This window comes from Falsirhodobacter sp. alg1 (assembly GCF_000739715.2).
GTDB lineage: Bacteria > Pseudomonadota > Alphaproteobacteria > Rhodobacterales > Rhodobacteraceae > Falsirhodobacter.
This window is the reverse complement of sequence record NZ_BBJC02000001.1, coordinates 328,709-343,828: the sequence shown is the minus strand read 5'-3', so window position 1 is coordinate 343,828 and position 15,120 is coordinate 328,709. Positions and strand designations below refer to the sequence as shown.

The 15,120-nt window shown below is 62.4% G+C and carries 14 protein-coding genes; 9 read left to right on the top strand and 5 right to left on the bottom strand.

What is annotated here, in order from left to right; genetic code table 11:
- Window position 1 precedes the first annotated feature (1 nt).
- Both TR36_RS01595 and TR36_RS01590 read left to right on the top strand, forming a co-directional pair.
- Window positions 2–3,100, top strand: coding sequence for a DNA translocase FtsK (locus tag TR36_RS01595; protein WP_062762215.1), 3,099 nt, complete (start codon window positions 2–4; stop codon window positions 3,098–3,100).
- A 49-nt stretch (window positions 3,101–3,149) separates the two neighbouring features.
- The gene (locus tag TR36_RS01590; RefSeq protein WP_045388116.1) at window positions 3,150–3,755 is read left to right on the top strand and encodes an outer membrane lipoprotein carrier protein LolA; all 606 of its coding nucleotides are present in this window, start codon (window positions 3,150–3,152) and stop codon (window positions 3,753–3,755) included.
- Here the strand turns inward: TR36_RS01590 and TR36_RS01585 are convergent, their stop codons facing one another.
- Window positions 3,756–4,337: a transglycosylase SLT domain-containing protein gene (locus TR36_RS01585; RefSeq protein ID WP_062762213.1), complete on the bottom strand. Its 582-nt coding sequence runs from the start codon at window positions 4,335–4,337 to the stop codon at window positions 3,756–3,758. It lies immediately after the preceding gene.
- A 171-nt stretch (window positions 4,338–4,508) separates the two neighbouring features.
- Here TR36_RS01585 and hspQ point away from each other — a divergent pair, with 171 nt between their 5' ends.
- Genes hspQ through TR36_RS01570 form a run of 3 tightly spaced genes read left to right on the top strand, consistent with a single transcriptional unit; the run spans window position 4,509 to window position 5,935 of the window.
- Window positions 4,509–4,838 carry a heat shock protein HspQ gene (gene hspQ, locus TR36_RS01580; RefSeq protein WP_370553255.1) on the top strand — a complete coding sequence of 110 codons (330 nt, stop codon included), beginning with the start codon at window positions 4,509–4,511 and terminating at the stop codon, window positions 4,836–4,838.
- A gap of 6 nt (window positions 4,839–4,844) precedes the next feature.
- Window positions 4,845–5,297 carry a GAF domain-containing protein gene (locus TR36_RS01575; RefSeq protein WP_045388122.1) on the top strand — a complete coding sequence of 151 codons (453 nt, stop codon included), beginning with the start codon at window positions 4,845–4,847 and terminating at the stop codon, window positions 5,295–5,297.
- Window positions 5,294–5,935, top strand: coding sequence for a pseudouridine synthase (locus tag TR36_RS01570; protein WP_045388125.1), 642 nt, complete (start codon window positions 5,294–5,296; stop codon window positions 5,933–5,935). Before TR36_RS01575 ends, TR36_RS01570 begins: the two co-directional genes overlap by 4 nt.
- Here TR36_RS01570 and TR36_RS01565 read toward each other — a convergent pair.
- Window positions 5,932–6,957 (bottom strand): LLM class flavin-dependent oxidoreductase, encoded by a 1,026-nt coding sequence (locus TR36_RS01565; RefSeq protein ID WP_045388128.1) that lies wholly within the window; start codon window positions 6,955–6,957, stop codon window positions 5,932–5,934. The two genes, TR36_RS01570 and TR36_RS01565, sit on opposite strands and share 4 nt — an antisense overlap.
- A gap of 157 nt (window positions 6,958–7,114) precedes the next feature.
- Between TR36_RS01565 and leuS the strand changes: the two genes are divergently transcribed.
- From leuS to TR36_RS01545, 4 genes are read left to right on the top strand one after another with little or no spacing between them, the layout of a single operon-like run.
- Window positions 7,115–9,646, top strand: coding sequence for a leucine--tRNA ligase (gene leuS / locus TR36_RS01560; protein ID WP_062762208.1), 2,532 nt, complete (start codon window positions 7,115–7,117; stop codon window positions 9,644–9,646).
- Window positions 9,633–10,118 carry an LPS assembly lipoprotein LptE gene (gene lptE, locus TR36_RS01555; RefSeq protein WP_045388134.1) on the top strand — a complete coding sequence of 162 codons (486 nt, stop codon included), beginning with the start codon at window positions 9,633–9,635 and terminating at the stop codon, window positions 10,116–10,118. The genes leuS and lptE overlap by 14 nt, the downstream gene beginning before the upstream one ends.
- Window positions 10,115–11,134: a DNA polymerase III subunit delta gene (holA, locus tag TR36_RS01550; protein WP_045388137.1), complete on the top strand. Its 1,020-nt coding sequence runs from the start codon at window positions 10,115–10,117 to the stop codon at window positions 11,132–11,134. The genes lptE and holA overlap by 4 nt, the downstream gene beginning before the upstream one ends.
- Window positions 11,135–11,188: 54 nt before the next feature.
- Entirely contained in the window at window positions 11,189–11,893 is a 705-nt protein-coding gene (locus tag TR36_RS01545) for a hypothetical protein (RefSeq protein WP_045388139.1), read from the top strand.
- On the opposite strand, the gene TR36_RS01540 is transcribed toward TR36_RS01545, so the two are convergent.
- The 3 genes from TR36_RS01540 to TR36_RS01530 are packed head-to-tail and all read right to left on the bottom strand — an operon-like array spanning window position 11,877 to window position 15,103.
- On the bottom strand, window positions 11,877–13,007 hold the full coding sequence (locus tag TR36_RS01540) for a TIGR03862 family flavoprotein (protein WP_062762206.1): 1,131 nt from the start codon (window positions 13,005–13,007) through the stop codon (window positions 11,877–11,879). The two genes, TR36_RS01545 and TR36_RS01540, sit on opposite strands and share 17 nt — an antisense overlap.
- Complete coding sequence (locus tag TR36_RS01535; protein ID WP_045388144.1) at window positions 13,000–13,773, bottom strand: 3'(2'),5'-bisphosphate nucleotidase CysQ; 774 nt, start codon at window positions 13,771–13,773, stop codon at window positions 13,000–13,002. Before TR36_RS01535 ends, TR36_RS01540 begins: the two co-directional genes overlap by 8 nt.
- Window positions 13,760–15,103, bottom strand: a complete 1,344-nt coding sequence (locus tag TR36_RS01530) for a TldD/PmbA family protein (RefSeq protein ID WP_045388147.1) — start codon at window positions 15,101–15,103, stop codon at window positions 13,760–13,762. Before TR36_RS01530 ends, TR36_RS01535 begins: the two co-directional genes overlap by 14 nt.
- Window positions 15,104–15,120 lie beyond the last annotated feature (17 nt).

Below are 15,120 nucleotides of genomic sequence, written 5' to 3'. Positions count from 1 at the left end.
AATGGCGTCCTATAACGCAAGACAGCGTGACCCGCTTCTGGACGAAACAACGCAGGCGATGCTGGAAAAGCGGGGCCGCGAGCTTTTGGGCGTAGGGCTGGTTTTTCTGGCCTTTCTGTTCGTGCTGATGCTGGGAAGCTATTCCCCGCATGACAAGGGATGGATGGTCGAAAGCGATCAGCCGATCCAGAACACCCTGGGATCCTTCGGGGCCGCCATCGCCTCTACCCTGATCGTGGTGGTGGGCAAGGGTGCCTGGGCCATTCCGGCGGTACTGGCAGTCTGGGGCGGGCGGTTCGTCCTGCACCGCGGGGCCGAACGGGCGATTGGCCGCACGGTGTTTGCCGTGCTTTGCGTGGCCGTTGCCTCGGTCTTTGCGGCAACCCATGCCCCCGATGCCAGCTGGCAGGAAACCTTCGGCCTCGGGGGGCTGTTCGGCGATACCGTACTGGCGGCCCTGCTGGGCATTCTGCCGCTTCCCGCCGCTGTCGGTCTGAAGCTGATGTCGATCGTGATGGGCTTTGCCCTGATGGCCGTTTTCCTGTTCGTGACCGGTTTTGCCATGGCAGAGGTCCGCGCCATTGCCCGCTTCCTGCTTGTGGGGCTGATCCTTGCCTATACGACCGTGCTGTCCCTGCTGGGGCGTTCGGCATCGGGGGCGGCGCAGGTTGCATCCTCCATGCAGGAACGCCGCAAGGAACGCGCCTTGCAACGACAGGAGCAGTGGGACGACGAGGTGCTGGAAGAGGATGAAACCTCCGGCCCGGCACCATCGCGCTTTGCCGCCCTGGGCGGTGCCATGCGCAGCCTAACCGCCCGGATCGCCCCCCGTGCCGAGCCTGAGGTTTCCTTGCCCGAGCCGCGCACCCGCATTTCGGTGGGGGATGCCGCACGGGCGGCAGCTGCGCGCCACGATGCCGCATGGGGCCGTCCGGATGCGTTGAAGGCGACCCAGCCACGGGCATTGCGTGCCGATCCGCGCCCCGCCGAGGACACCCCTCCGCTTGGCCTGTTCGCACGCGGGGCGCAGATGATGCGCCGTGTGGTCGAACCCGATCCCCAGCCCGAAGAAGATTTTGAGGATGCCCCCACCGAAGACCGGATCAAGGCCCGGATTTCGGATGTGATCCGCACGAGGGCGCGGCAATCGACCAGCGCCGTTTCTCCGGTGACAGCGGCTGTTCAACGCCGGGAGCCCCCGGTGGCAGGCCGCGCACGCGGCCCCGCCCCGCTGGTGGCAAACACGCGCCGTGGCCCTGTCGATCTGCCGCCCGAACCGCCGGTGATGGGCCGCGCGGCAATGATCCCCCGTTTGGGGGCAGCACAGGACGAGCCGGCCACGACCGCCGCCGAACGCATTGCCGAGGATGAGTGGGATGACGATCTGCAAACCTATGCCGCCGAGGATGAATACTGGGCCGAGCAGATCGATGAAGGACAGAATCAGGCCGACGATAACTGGCCCGAAGAACAGTTCGACCCGGCCCCCGCCCGCGTCAGCCCCCCCTCCCCTGCCCCGAAGGTAGCTGCAAACAAGCCTGCTGCCCCATCACGGCCCGCCCCGCAGGGCGTGCGCGTCGAGGAAAAGGCCGTCGCCTACGAACTTCCGCCGCTTTCTCTTCTGGCCAATCCCGACACGATCCAGCGCAGCCCGCTGTCGGTCGAGGTGCTGGAAGAAAATGCGCGGATGCTTGAATCGGTTCTGGACGACTACGGCGTCAAAGGGGAGATCGTCAGCGTCCGCCCCGGCCCCGTTGTCACCATGTACGAACTGGAACCCGCGCCGGGTCTGAAGGCCAGCCGCGTGATCGGCCTTGCGGATGATATCGCGCGTTCGATGTCCGCCCTGTCGGCGCGTGTTTCAACCGTACCGGGCCGGACAGTAATCGGGATCGAGCTGCCGAACGCCATCCGCGAAAAGGTCATCCTGCGCGAGATACTGGCCTCGCGTGATTTCGACGATGGCAACCATCGCCTGCCGTTGGCCTTGGGCAAGGACATCGGCGGCGATCCTGTCGTGGCCAACCTTGCAAAGATGCCCCACCTGCTGATCGCGGGGACAACGGGTTCCGGGAAATCGGTCGCGATCAACACGATGATCCTGTCGCTGCTGTATCGCCTGACACCGGATGAATGCCGGTTGATCATGATCGACCCCAAGATGCTGGAACTGTCGGTCTATGACGGCATTCCCCATCTGCTCTCTCCGGTGGTGACCGACCCGAAAAAGGCGGTTGTCGCGCTGAAATGGGTCGTGGGCGAGATGGAGGAGCGCTATCGCAAGATGTCCAAGATGGGCGTCCGCAATATCGACGGCTACAACGGTCGGGTCCGCGAGGCGCTGGACAAGAACGAGATGTTCAAGCGCACGATCCAGACCGGTTTCGATGACGATACGGGCGAACCCGTGTTCGAGACCGAGGAGTTCCAGCCCGTCACCATTCCCTATATCGTCGTCATCGTCGACGAGATGGCGGATCTGATGATGGTGGCCGGCAAGGAGATCGAGGCCTGCATCCAGCGTCTGGCACAGATGGCACGGGCATCGGGCATCCACCTGATCATGGCTACGCAGCGCCCTTCGGTGGATGTCATCACCGGCACCATCAAGGCGAACTTCCCCACACGGATCAGCTTCTCGGTAACCTCCAAGATCGATAGCCGCACAATTCTGGGCGAACAGGGTGCCGAACAGCTTCTGGGTATGGGCGACATGCTGTACATGGCCGGCGGCTCCAAGATCACCCGCGTCCACGGCCCCTTCGTTTCGGACGAAGAGGTCGAGGAAATCGTCAACCACCTGAAATCCTTTGGTCCGCCCACCTACATGTCGGGCGTGGTCGAAGGGCCGGATGATGAGGCTGCTTCGGATATCGATGCCGTTCTGGGCCTCGGCAGCACCGGTGACGAGGATTCGCTGTATGATCAGGCCGTCGCCATCGTGGCACGGGATCGCAAATGCTCCACGTCGTACATCCAGCGCAAATTGGGCGTCGGCTACAACAAGGCCGCCAAGCTGGTAGAGCAGATGGAAGATCAGGGCGTCGTCACACCTGCCAATCACGTGGGAAAACGTGACATTCTTTTGCCGGAACAGTGATGAACGGGGGGGCTGGATTGGCCCCCTCCCCTGCCCTAGATATCGGGGTATGACACCGCTTCGCACCCTCGTGGCTTCGGCCACCGCCTTCGCCCTTCTTGCGCTGCCAGCGGCCGCCGAGAAGATTCCGCTTTCGGAAATTTCGCGCTATCTGAATTCGCTGACGACCGCGCAATCCGATTTCACGCAAGTGAACCCGGATGGTTCGGTTTCAACGGGCAAGATGATGATGCATCGCCCGGGGCGCGTCCGCTTCGAATATGCCCAGCCCGACAATTCCGTTGTCATGGCCGGTGGCAGCCAGGTTGCCGTATTCGATGCGAAATCCAATCAGGCAGCGGAACAATACCCGCTTGCGCGGACCCCGCTCAGCATAATCCTTGCAGCGAATGTGGATCTGAGCCGGGCCAGAATGGTTGTCGGCCATACCGAGGTGGATAATACCACACGGGTCATCGCACAGGATCCGGCGCACCCCGATTACGGCACGATCGACATGGTGTTCACGGCCAACCCGACCGAGCTGCGGCAATGGGTCGTCACGGATAACGCAGGCGCGAAAACCACCGTCATCTTGGGAGAGCTGGAAAAAGGCGGAAACCTTCCCGCCTCGCTCTTTTCCATCTCGTTGGAAAATCAGCGCCGCGGGCGCTGATTACCGGCCACAGGATGCAAGCTGCGTGCGATATTGTTCACCGCGCGCAGCAACCTTTGCCGATACCGACATCAGCCATGGCTTGGCCGTGTAGCTTTTGCGCGCAAAACCGCCCCGTCCCTCGTGATAGGCCAGATACTGGTTGGCCGTATCATAGGGAGAGATGCCAAGCGATGTCGTGGTCTTGTGCATGTACCACCCCATGAAATCCGTGGCGTCCTCGATCCGGTCGCGTTTGGCCCGGCTTTTGCCGGTTTCCTGCTGATACTCTGCCCATGTGGCATCAAGCGCCTGGCTATACCCGTAAGCAGAGCTTTGCCGCCCCATCGGAATGATGCCTAGAGCGAATTGGTGCGGGGTACGGGCATTGCCGACAAAGCGGGATTCCTGATGGATCGTGGCCAACTGCACATGAACAGGCACGCCCCAGCGTTTTTCCGCAGCTTTCATCGCACGCCAATAGGCAGGACGTTCGTTGATGATAGCACATGCATTATCAAGATTGCCTGGCGCCGAAAAATTTGTGCTGCCACAGGAGGCCAGCAATACCAAGAGAATCGACGCACGGAGAAACCTGCTCATTTGCCCCTCGTCCGTTATATTTTTTCCTATTCTAGGGAATTTCACCCCCCGAGGAAATGCCCATAGCCCAATAAAGCCTGCGGCAAAGCGGCAGAGCGCCCAGAGTTGTGCAGGGCGCGGTGGACTCGGCGGCACGCCCGCTTTATGCGGGGCGCGTTGAGAGGGTACGGAATGATCGTGAAGTCTGAAGCCAAATACCATCTGGGTCAGGTGCTGCGCCATCGCCGGCATCCCTTTCGGGGCGTCGTCTTTGACGTGGACGCGATTTTCGCGAACACCGAGGAATGGTATGACCAGATCCCCGAAGACAGCCGCCCCGAAAAGGACCAGCCGTTCTATCACCTGCTGGCGGAAAACGATCAGAGCTATTACGTGGCCTATGTGTCCGAGGGCAACCTTGTGCCGGATGATACGGGCGAACCCGTGGATCATCCCGATCTGGCCGAATTGTTCGGCGACTTCACCGACGGGGTCTATCCCCTCCACGTCAACCTGAATTGAGCGGTCATGGATTACGAAGCCCTTTCAAAATCGCTGGATGCCCTCTGCCACGGGGAAACCGATGCCGTCGCCCTGATGGCAACGGTCGCATGTGAATTGCATCACGCGCACCCCCTGTCCGACTGGACCGGGTTCTACCGTGTCACGGCACCGGACCTGTTGAAGATCGGCCCCTATCAGGGTGGGCATGGCTGCCTGGTCATTCCGTTCACCCGTGGCGTTTGCGGAGCTGCGGCCCGTACCGGCAAGACCCAGATCGTGCCCGATGTGGAACTGTTCGAGGGGCATATCGCCTGCGCCTCCACCACCCGTTCGGAACTGGTGATGCCGGTTTGGAACGGTGCGGGGCGTCTGCTGGGCGTACTGGATCTGGACAGCAATACCGAAGCGGCCTTCGATCAGGCCGATGCCGATGCGCTGGAGATCATCATGGCCCGCATTTTCAAGGATGCCGAGTGACCTTTGTCTATGTTCCGCCGATTGATCCGCCGGTCATCCTGCATGAAGATGCCCGGATCATTGTGGTGGACAAGCCTTCGGGATTGCTGTCGGTCCCCGGCCGGGGAGAGGATAAGGCAGACTGCCTGATCGCCCGCCTTGCCGTGATGTTTCCGGATGTCCTCTTGGTACACCGGCTGGATCTGGACACCTCGGGCGTGATGGTCTTTGCCCGTGACAAGGAAACACAGGTCAACCTCAGCCAGCAGTTCGAAAAGCGGCTGACCAAGAAGCTTTATGTTGCCCGTCTGCACGGTAGTGTCGCGGGCGAAAGCGGGACCGTCGATCTTCCGCTGATCGTGGACTGGCCGAACCGCCCCCGCCAACATGTGAACCATGAAACCGGCCGCCCGTCCCAGACGGACTGGCAGGTCACCTGGCGAAGCGATACGGAAACGCGGGTCAACCTGATGCCCGTCACGGGCCGCACCCACCAGTTGCGGGTTCACATGATGGCCATGGGCCACCCCATTCTGGGGGATCCGCTCTATGCTGAACCATCGGAGCATACACGCCTGATGCTGCACGCGGAATTGCTGCGCCTGCGCCATCCCGACACAGGCCGCAGCATTACATTCACAGCCCCCGCCCCGTTTTAGACCAGCAATTCACGCACGCGCGGAATGACCTCGGTCCCGTAGAGGCGTATCCCCTCCATCGTGATCCCGTGCGGAACCGGCCCCCCGGAATACTTCAGGTCGAACCGCGACAAGGAAAGCGCCCGCGCGGTGCGTGCGATTTTCTGCGCCACGGTTTCGGGGCTGCCGACATACAATGACCCCCTGTCACATTCACGGTCGAAATCCTGCCGCGACAGCGGTGGCCAGCCCCGGCTTTTCCCCACCAGATCATGCTGGATCTTGTATCCCGTAAAAAACTGTTCGCGCGCCTCATGATCCGTGGCGGCCACATGGCCCGGCGAATGGACGCCGATTGGCGGCGGGGTCTTGCCCTGGGCCTCGAACGTCTGAAGATACAGATCCACATAGGGACGAAAGCGCGCCGGAGCCCCACCGATGATCGCCAGCATCAGGGGCATTTCGTAATTCGCGGCACGGATCACCGATTCCGGGCTTCCGCCCACGCCGATCCATGCTTTCAGGGGCCCATGCTCCATTGGTGGGAACACTTCCTGTGCCTTCAGGCCGGGGTGGATCGTTCCTTTCCACGTGACCTTCGGTTCCCGAGCCAGCCGGGCAAAGAGGTCCAGCTTTTCGGTGAACAGCTGTTCATAATCCCCCAGATCGTAGCCGAACAACGGAAAGCTCTCGGTGAAGGAGCCACGCCCCAGAATCACCTCGGCCCGACCGCTGGAAATCGCATCCAATGTGGAAAACCGCTGGAATACGCGGATCGGATCATCCGACGACAGGACCGTCACGGCAGATCCCAGACGGATGCGCCGCGTCCGGGCCGCAATTGCCGCAAGCACCACCTCGGGGGCGGAAATGGCGAAATCGGCGCGGTGATGTTCTCCGATGCCGATGAAATCGACACCCGACGCGTCGGCTTCCACGCCCTGCTCCACGACATTCCGCACCACCTGTGCATGGCTCAACGGACGGCCATCGGGCCCGTTCGTCATATCGCCAAAGGTATCCAGCCCCATTTCAAGTGTCATAGCCTGTCCTTTCGTGCTGCCCTCCAGATGGGGGATCCGAAACACCGGCACAATCTGCGAAAACGGCGGGCATTCTGTGCGTCTGCGAAGGGTCGCTGGACGGACAGGGGGGCAAAGTGTAAACCTGAGCCAACAGTTGAAACGAGGCCTTTTTCCCATGTCTTACAATCCCGCCATCTCCGAACCCAAATGGCAAACCGCATGGGATGAGGCAGGTGTCTTCACAGCCACCCGCGATGACAGCAAACCGAAGTACTACGTGCTGGAAATGTTCCCCTACCCCTCGGGACGCATCCACATGGGCCACGTCCGCAACTACACGATGGGCGATGTGGTGGCGCGCTACAAATCCTCTTGCGGGTTTTCGGTACTGCATCCGATGGGTTGGGATGCATTCGGCATGCCTGCGGAAAACGCGGCTATGGAACAGGGCGGCCACCCCAAGGACTGGACCTATGCCAACATCGCCGTGATGAAGGACCAGATGAAGCCGCTGGGTCTGTCCATCGACTGGAGCCGCGAATTCGCGACCTGTGACCCGGAATACTACGGCCAGCAACAAGCCATGTTCCTCGATATGATGGATGCAGGGCTGGTCTACCGCAAATCGGCACAGGTCAACTGGGACCCGGTCGATATGACAGTGCTGGCGAACGAGCAGGTCATCGATGGCAAGGGCTGGCGTTCGGGCGCGGATGTGGAACGCCGCGAACTGACACAGTGGTTCTTCCGCATCTCGGACTTTGCGGATGATCTGCTGGCAGGTCTGGACGGGCTGAAAGACTGGCCCGAAAAGGTCCGCCTGATGCAGGCCAACTGGATCGGCCAGTCGCGCGGGCTGCAATTCGCCTTTTCCACCGTCGATGCCCCTGAAGGTTATGACCGGCTGGAAGTCTATACGACCCGTCCCGATACGCTGATGGGCGCAAGCTTTGCCGCAATCAGCGCCGACCACCCGCTGGCAAAATATCTGGAACGTCACGATCCGAAGATTGCCGATTTCGTGGCCGAGTGCCGCAAGATCGGCACGACGGCCGAGGCACTGGAAACCGCAGAAAAACGCGGCATGGATACGGGCATCCGCGTCCGCCATCCGTTCGATACCTCGTGGGAGCTTCCGGTCTATATTGCGAACTTCATCCTGATGGATTACGGTACGGGTGCGATTTTCGGCTGCCCGGCACATGATGCCCGCGATTTCGAATTCGCGCAGAAGTACGGCCTGCCCATCGACCCGGTCTTTCAGCCGGTCGATGAAGGTATTCCGCCCGGCGCCTATGTTCCGCCGAAAACCGAAACGGTGCGCTATATCCGCGGGTTTGCCGGCGACGAGATTCAGACAGGTGATGCGGCAGTGGCCGCAGCCATTGCGTTCTGCGAAGCCAATGGCGTTGGCCGTGGCGTGACAAACTATCGCCTGCGGGATTGGGGCCTGTCGCGTCAGCGTTATTGGGGATGCCCGATTCCGGTGGTGCATTGCGACGCCTGCGGAACCGTGCCCGAGCGCAAGGAGAACCTTCCAGTCCGCCTGCCGGATGATGTGACGTTCGACCAGCCCGGAAACCCGCTGGATCGCCATCCCACATGGCGCGATGTGCCCTGCCCCTCCTGTGCCGCACCTGCCAAGCGCGAAACGGATACGATGGATACCTTCGTTGACAGTTCGTGGTACTTCGCCCGCTTCACCGCGCCCCGGTCGGTCACCCCGACCGGCGATGATACCGCCTACTGGATGAATGTGGACCAGTACATCGGCGGTGTCGAACATGCGATCCTGCACCTTCTGTATTCGCGCTTTTTCTGCCGTGCGATGCACAAGACAGGCCATCTGCCAGCATCGGCACAGGAACCGTTCAATGCCCTGTTCACACAAGGCATGGTCACGCATGAAATCTACATGACGCGGGACGCGCAGAACCGCCCCGTATACCATCTGCCCGAGGATGTGATCGACGGCCGCACCCGCGAGGGTGTGCCGGTGGAAGTCATTCCTTCGGCGAAAATGTCGAAATCGAAGAAGAACGTCGTCGATCCGATGAGCATCATTGCCGGGTTCGGCGCCGATACTGCCCGCTGGTTCGTCATGTCCGACAGCCCGCCCGAACGGGATGTGGAATGGACAGCCTCGGGCGCCGAGGCATCGGGCAAGTTCCTGACCCGGATCTGGCGTATTGCGGACGAGATCTCGCGCGAGACGACCCCGGCAAATGATGACGATGGCACGCTGGCCCGCGCCAGCGCCCGGGCGATCATCGATGTGACCCAGGGGATCGAGGGCTTCGCCTTCAACAAGTCGGTGGCGAAACTGTACGAATTTGCCAATGCGATCGCCAAGTCCAAGGCGGGGGCCGGTGCAAAGCGTGATGCAATGTCGGTGATGGCGCAGCTTCTATCCCCCTTCGTACCGCACTTGGCCGAAGAGGTGTGGTCCATGCTCGGGCATGAGGGCCTTGTCGCAACCGCCGCATGGCCCAAGGCGGATCCGGCGCTTCTGGTGGAAGATACGGTTACCCTGCCGATCCAGATCAATGGCAAGCGGCGTGCCGAGCTGACCGTTCCGGCCGATATGCCCAAAGAGGAGATTGAGCGAATGGTTCTGGCAGATGAAACTGTCCTGCGTTTCCTTGATGGTGCCGCACCGAAGAAGTTGATCGTGGTGCCGGGGCGGATCGTCAATGTGGTCGCCTGATCGCCGCAGTTTCGTGCTGCTGCTGGCCTTGGGCGGCTGCGGCTTCACCCCCGCCTATGCCCCCGGCGGGGCGGCGGTGGAATTGCAGAGCACGATCCGGATGGACGATCCGACCGACAAGAACGGCTTCGATTTCGTCGAGCGTATGGAAGAACGGCTGGGCAAGCCCGTCGTTGAAAAATACGAGCTGACCTATCAAATCGAAAGCGACACTGTCGGATTTGGCGAGCAGGTGGACAACACCACCACCCGGTACAACGTGACGGGTACGATCGAATGGGGGCTGGTCGATCTGGCGACCGGCAAACGCCTGACGGGCGGGCGGGCAACCACCTTCACCGGCTATTCGGCGACGGGGTCCACCGTGGCCGGACTGACGGCCGAGGAAGATGCCTCCTACCGTCTTATGCGCAGTCTGGCCGATCAGATCGTCACACGGTTGACGGCCACATCGGCCATCTGGAACCAATGATCCTCAAGGGGGCAGAAGCGGGGCGCTATTTCGCGCGCCCCGACCCCAGACATGCGGGCCTGCTGATCTTCGGGGCGGACCCGATGCGCGTGGCCCTGCGCCGGCAGGAAGTGATCCTTGCCCTTGTCGGCCCCGAGGGAGAGGCCGAGATGCGGCTGACCCGCCTGCCGGCCGGCGATCTGCGGCGCGATCCCGCGGCGCTGGTGGATGCGATTCGGGCACAAAGCTTCTTTCCCGGCCAGCGCGTGGTCTTTCTGGAGGATGCGACCGATGCGCTGGCCCCCGTAATCGGGGCCGCGCTGAAGGATTGGCGGGCAGGTGACGCACAATTGATCGTGACCGCCGGGGGGCTGACCGCCAAGTCCGCCCTGCGCAAGGTATTCGAGCCGCGCCCTGACGCCATCTGCATCGGTATCTATGATGACCCGCCCACGCGTGAGGAGATCGAGGCGAGCCTGCGCAATGCAGGGCTGACGGCGATATCCCCGGCTGCCATGACCGATCTCTCTGCCCTCGCCCGCGCGCTGGACCCTGGTGATTTCCGGCAGACGGTCGAAAAAATCGGCCTTTATAAACATGGGGATCCTTCCCCCCTGACCCCTGAGGAGGTGGCCACAATGGCCCCCGCTTCGATCGAGGCGGAGGTGGATGACCTGCTGCATGCCGTGGCAGAACACCGCACTGCGGATATTGCACCGCTGCTGAAACGGCTGGAAGGGCAAGGTACGCAGCCCGTTGGCCTGTGCATTGCAACACTGCGCCATTTTCGGACCCTGCACGGTGCTGCGGCGCATCCGAGCGGCGCATCCGAAGGCATCGCACGCATGCGCCCGCCCGTTTTCGGGCCGCGGCGAGACCGGATGCTCCGGCAGGCCTCCGAATGGGGAACGCACAGGCTGGAGCAGGCTCTGACACTGTTGATCGATACGGATCTGACCCTCAGATCGGCCAGCCGGGCGCCCCTGATGGCCGTCATGGAGCGCGCGCTGATCCGCCTAGCCATGATGCGGCGCTAGCGCGGATCAATCCGTTGGGCTAAGGCAGATCATAATAAAAAACGGAGCAGTCCAATGATGAAGTCAGCAGCCGGCGTTCTTGCGCTGATGATCGCAGCAACCCCCGCACTTGCCCTCGATTTTACCGGTGGAACCGTAACCCTCGGGTATTCCGCCCTTTCCGATGACGGCGACCTTTCCAAGGCCGGCGTTGCGGGCCAATTCGAATTCGGCCTGACGCCGCAGTTCGGGGTGCAGGGCGATGTGGGTGTGACCAAGTTCTTCGACATCGGCGAAACGATGCACGACCTGACGGTCCATGGCATCTATCACACCAACCCCAATGTCGCGATGGGCGTATTCTATGGTGCCGAGAGCGGTGTCGGGGACACGCAACGGTTCTATGGCTTCGAGGTTGCGCAGCACAGCACTCCGATTTCGGCCGAGCTGTACCTTGGCCGCGCAGATCGCTCCGATCTGGACGGCATGATCGGGGGCCTTTCCGGGCGATATGCCCTGACACCGGATTTCGGCGTGGGGCTGGCCTATGACCGTGCGGATCTGGAACATCAGGATCTGTCGCGCGTGGCGTTGCAGGCAGATTATGCCGTGCTGCCCAACCTGAAACTGGGAGGGGAGATCGGCAGCTTCGACGGGGATACCGACACGCTTTCGGGCCGTGAAACCTATATCGGGCTGAACGCCGAATTTACATTCGGCCGTCAGGGCGATACCACCTTCGGCCGTCGCGGTGTGCTGAACCTTATTCCCGGCCTTTGAGGGCCGCGCGACCGGCCCATCGGCCGGTCGCCAGACAACCGGTCAGCAGATAACCACCGGTAGGGGCCTCCCAATCCAGCATCTCGCCACAGGCAAAGATGCCGGGGTTGTTCCGCATTTCCAGATCCGCCGTCAGTACATCCGCGCGCAATCCTCCGGCTACGGAAATAGCCTCATCCATGGGGCGCGGTCCGCCCAAGATCAGGGGCAATGCTTTCAGCAACTGCGCAAGCGCCATCCCCTCCGGCAGGGGGCGCCCCATTTCCTGTATCAGGGCAATGGCCGCCGCAGACAAGCCCAGCTTTCGCAGCCGGTTTCCAACGCTGTCCTTTCGCATCAAACGCGCTGCGATACCTTCGGCGCTTTGATCGGGCAAAAGATCCAGAACAAGGGCCGCCCCTTCCCGCAGCGGGCGGGACAGGGCATATATCCCTCCGCCTTCGACCCCATTGGCCGTCAGCACGAATTCGGCGCGCAAGCGCTGATCGCCCGCACACAGCAGCGCCCCCTTGATCGGTTGTCCGAAATGCCGAGCCATATGGGCAGACCATGCCACATCGAACCCCATGTTCGCAGGTCGGAACGGCGCCACAAGGTCCGGCATCCTCTCTGCCCACGCACCGTCACTGCCCAGGCGGGACCAGCTTGCGCCCCCCATCGCAAGGATCACGCGCGGGGTATCAATCCGCTGCGGGCCATCCGGTGTATCGAACTGCCCATCGCCCAGCCATTGCCAGCGGGTCCGGAACTCCACACCCTGCGCTGCCAGTCGGGCCAGCCAGGCCCGCAACAGGGGGGACCCTTTCATTGCCACGGGAAATACCCGCCCCGAGGATCCGGTGAACACTTCCTGCCCCAGACCGCGGGCCCAATCCATCACCGCAGCCGGCCCGAAATCCGCAATCATGGGGTGCAGCCAATCGGGAAAGTGCGCACAGAAGGTATCGGCAGGCTCGTCCTTGGTAAGGTTCAGACCGGATTTACCCGCCATCAAGAATTTGCGCGCCACCGAAGGTTTCTGATCCGCCACCAGCACCCGCGCGCCTGCACGCGACATCTCCTCTGCCGCCATCAGGCCGGCAGGACCGCCCCCCACCACCAGCGCATCATACATCGGACCGCAACCGGTCAAGCAGCGCCGCGTGCAGGCCGGGCGCAGCCGCCAGAACACCCGAAGCCAACGGCCGCGGACGATTGAAATCCAGCGGTTTGCCCAGCCGGTCGCTGACCACGGCCCCCGCCTGACGTGCGATCAGATCCCCGGCAGCAATGTCCCATTCGAAACTGTCGCGCAGGGACAGCATTCCGTCGTGCCGACCTTCGGCCACGAGGCACATGCGGAACGCGATGGATGAACGGAAACTGCGCCGCAGATCGGGCACGCCCCCCGGCCAGAATTCCGGCTGCAGGTTGGGCCGCGTGGTCAGCAGCGAAGCCCCCTTGATACCGCTGCAGGTGCTGGCACGGATCGGAACATCATCGCGCCACGCCCCGGTAATATCGGCAGAATACATGCGCCCCAAGGCAGGCAGATAGACGGCAGCCGCCACAACCACGCCCATATCGGCAATCGCCAGAGAGATGGCGAAAGTATCCTCACCTTTGATGAAGGAACGCGTGCCATCAATCGGATCGACAATGAACACCCGATCCGCCTGAAGCCGACTGGCGTCATCGACGCTTTCCTCGGACAACCAACCGTAATCGGACCGTGCGCCGCGCAGATGATGCTCCAACGCTTCGTTCACAGCCAGATCTGCCTCGGTCACCGGGCCAAGATCATCCGGCTTTTCCCAGATACGGGGATCGCGCCGCCAGAACTGCAGCGCAATCGGCCCCGCCTCACGCGCGGCAGAGATGAGAAGATCACGCTCCGGCAAGGGTCAGACCCTCAACCAGCAGGCTGGGTACCCGCGTGGACAGATGCGCCCGTGCGTCATTGGCAGCGGTCATGCGCATCAGCATGTCACGCAGATTGCCTGCGATCGTCAGCTCGTTCACCGCATAGGCAATTTCACCGTTTTCCACCCAGAACCCCGATGCACCGCGCGAATAATCGCCCGTTGTACCGTTGATCGAGGATCCGATCAGCGAAGTCACCAGAAGTCCGGTTCCCATTCCCGAAATCAGATCGTTCCGGCTGGCGGTGCCCTGCGTCAGGTCGATATTCGACAATGAGGGGGATGGCGGAGACATGGTGCCCCGCGATGCCGATGCGGTGCTGGTCATGCCCAACTTGCGCGCGGTGGCCAGATCAAGCGTCCATCCGGTCAGTACACCATCCTCGACAATCAACCTGCGGCGAGAGGGAAGCCCCTCACCGTCAAAGGGGCGCGAAGCACTGGCACGGGGGCGCAGCGGGTCCTCGATGATGGACATACCAGGTGGCAGAACCTGCTGGCCCAGACGGTCCCGCAGCCAGCCCCCGCCCCGCGCAACATTTGCGCCGTTCGCCGCCGACAGAAGATGTCCGATCAGGCTTGATGCGATCCGCTCGTCGAACAGCACCGGATAGGCACCGGTCTTCGGCCTGCGCGCACCCGCCCGCTGCAGAGCACGTTCGGCGGCCAGCGCCCCTACACCCTCCGCGCCCGGCAGATCCGACTGGAAGATACGGGATTCAGCAGCCCAGTCCCGCTCCATCGCGGGGCCGTCCTTGGTAAAGGCAACGGCCGAAATCGAACGCCCCGTTCGCCCGTACCCGCCAGAGAATCCGTTTGTTGCCGCCAGATAGGCAGCGCGGCGGCTATAAGAGGCGCTGGCCTCTACCTGTGTGATCCCGCTTCGCGCCATTGCGGCAGCCTCAACCCGGCGGGCATCCTCCTCCAGCAGGGCCGCAGGCGGCTCATCCGCTGGGTCTGCCAGCTGCAGCGCCTCCAGATCCCAGCTGCGGGCCAGATCGGCTGGATCGGCCAGGCCTGCAGTCGGGTCCTCCGGCGCTTCGCGCGCCATGGCAACGGCGCGTTCCGCCGCCATGGCAAAGCTGTGATCCGACAGATCAGAGAGCGAGACACAGGCCTGACGCCGCCCGATCAGCACCCGCAGGCCGACCTCGATCGACTCGGCCCGCTCGGCCTGCTCCAGCGCGCCGTTGCGGATATCGACGCTGACCGCATTCTGGTCCAAGGCAATGGCATCCGCCTCGGAGGCGCCCGCCTTGCGGGCGGCATCCAGTAGGCGGGTCGTCAGCATCTCGAGTCGGTTGGTCATCAGCGTCTCCTGTCAGA

Bases quoted from the DNA above. Each gene is read 5' to 3' on its own strand.
- TR36_RS01545 (WP_045388139.1), top strand. From the start codon at position 11,189: ATGATGAAGTCAGCAGCCGGCGTTCTTGCGCTGATGATCGCAGCAACC.
- lptE (WP_045388134.1), top strand. From the start codon at position 9,633: ATGTGGTCGCCTGATCGCCGCAGTTTCGTGCTGCTGCTGGCCTTGGGC.
- TR36_RS01575 (WP_045388122.1), top strand. From the start codon at position 4,845: ATGGATTACGAAGCCCTTTCAAAATCGCTGGATGCCCTCTGCCACGGG.
- leuS (WP_062762208.1), top strand. From the start codon at position 7,115: ATGTCTTACAATCCCGCCATCTCCGAACCCAAATGGCAAACCGCATGG.
- TR36_RS01585 (WP_062762213.1), bottom strand. From the start codon at position 4,337: ATGAGCAGGTTTCTCCGTGCGTCGATTCTCTTGGTATTGCTGGCCTCC.
- TR36_RS01565 (WP_045388128.1), bottom strand. From the start codon at position 6,957: ATGACACTTGAAATGGGGCTGGATACCTTTGGCGATATGACGAACGGG.
- holA (WP_045388137.1), top strand. From the start codon at position 10,115: ATGATCCTCAAGGGGGCAGAAGCGGGGCGCTATTTCGCGCGCCCCGAC.
- TR36_RS01595 (WP_062762215.1), top strand. From the start codon at position 2: ATGGCGTCCTATAACGCAAGACAGCGTGACCCGCTTCTGGACGAAACA.
- TR36_RS01590 (WP_045388116.1), top strand. From the start codon at position 3,150: ATGACACCGCTTCGCACCCTCGTGGCTTCGGCCACCGCCTTCGCCCTT.
- TR36_RS01530 (WP_045388147.1), bottom strand. From the start codon at position 15,103: ATGACCAACCGACTCGAGATGCTGACGACCCGCCTACTGGATGCCGCC.
- hspQ (WP_370553255.1), top strand. From the start codon at position 4,509: ATGATCGTGAAGTCTGAAGCCAAATACCATCTGGGTCAGGTGCTGCGC.
- TR36_RS01540 (WP_062762206.1), bottom strand. From the start codon at position 13,007: ATGTATGATGCGCTGGTGGTGGGGGGCGGTCCTGCCGGCCTGATGGCG.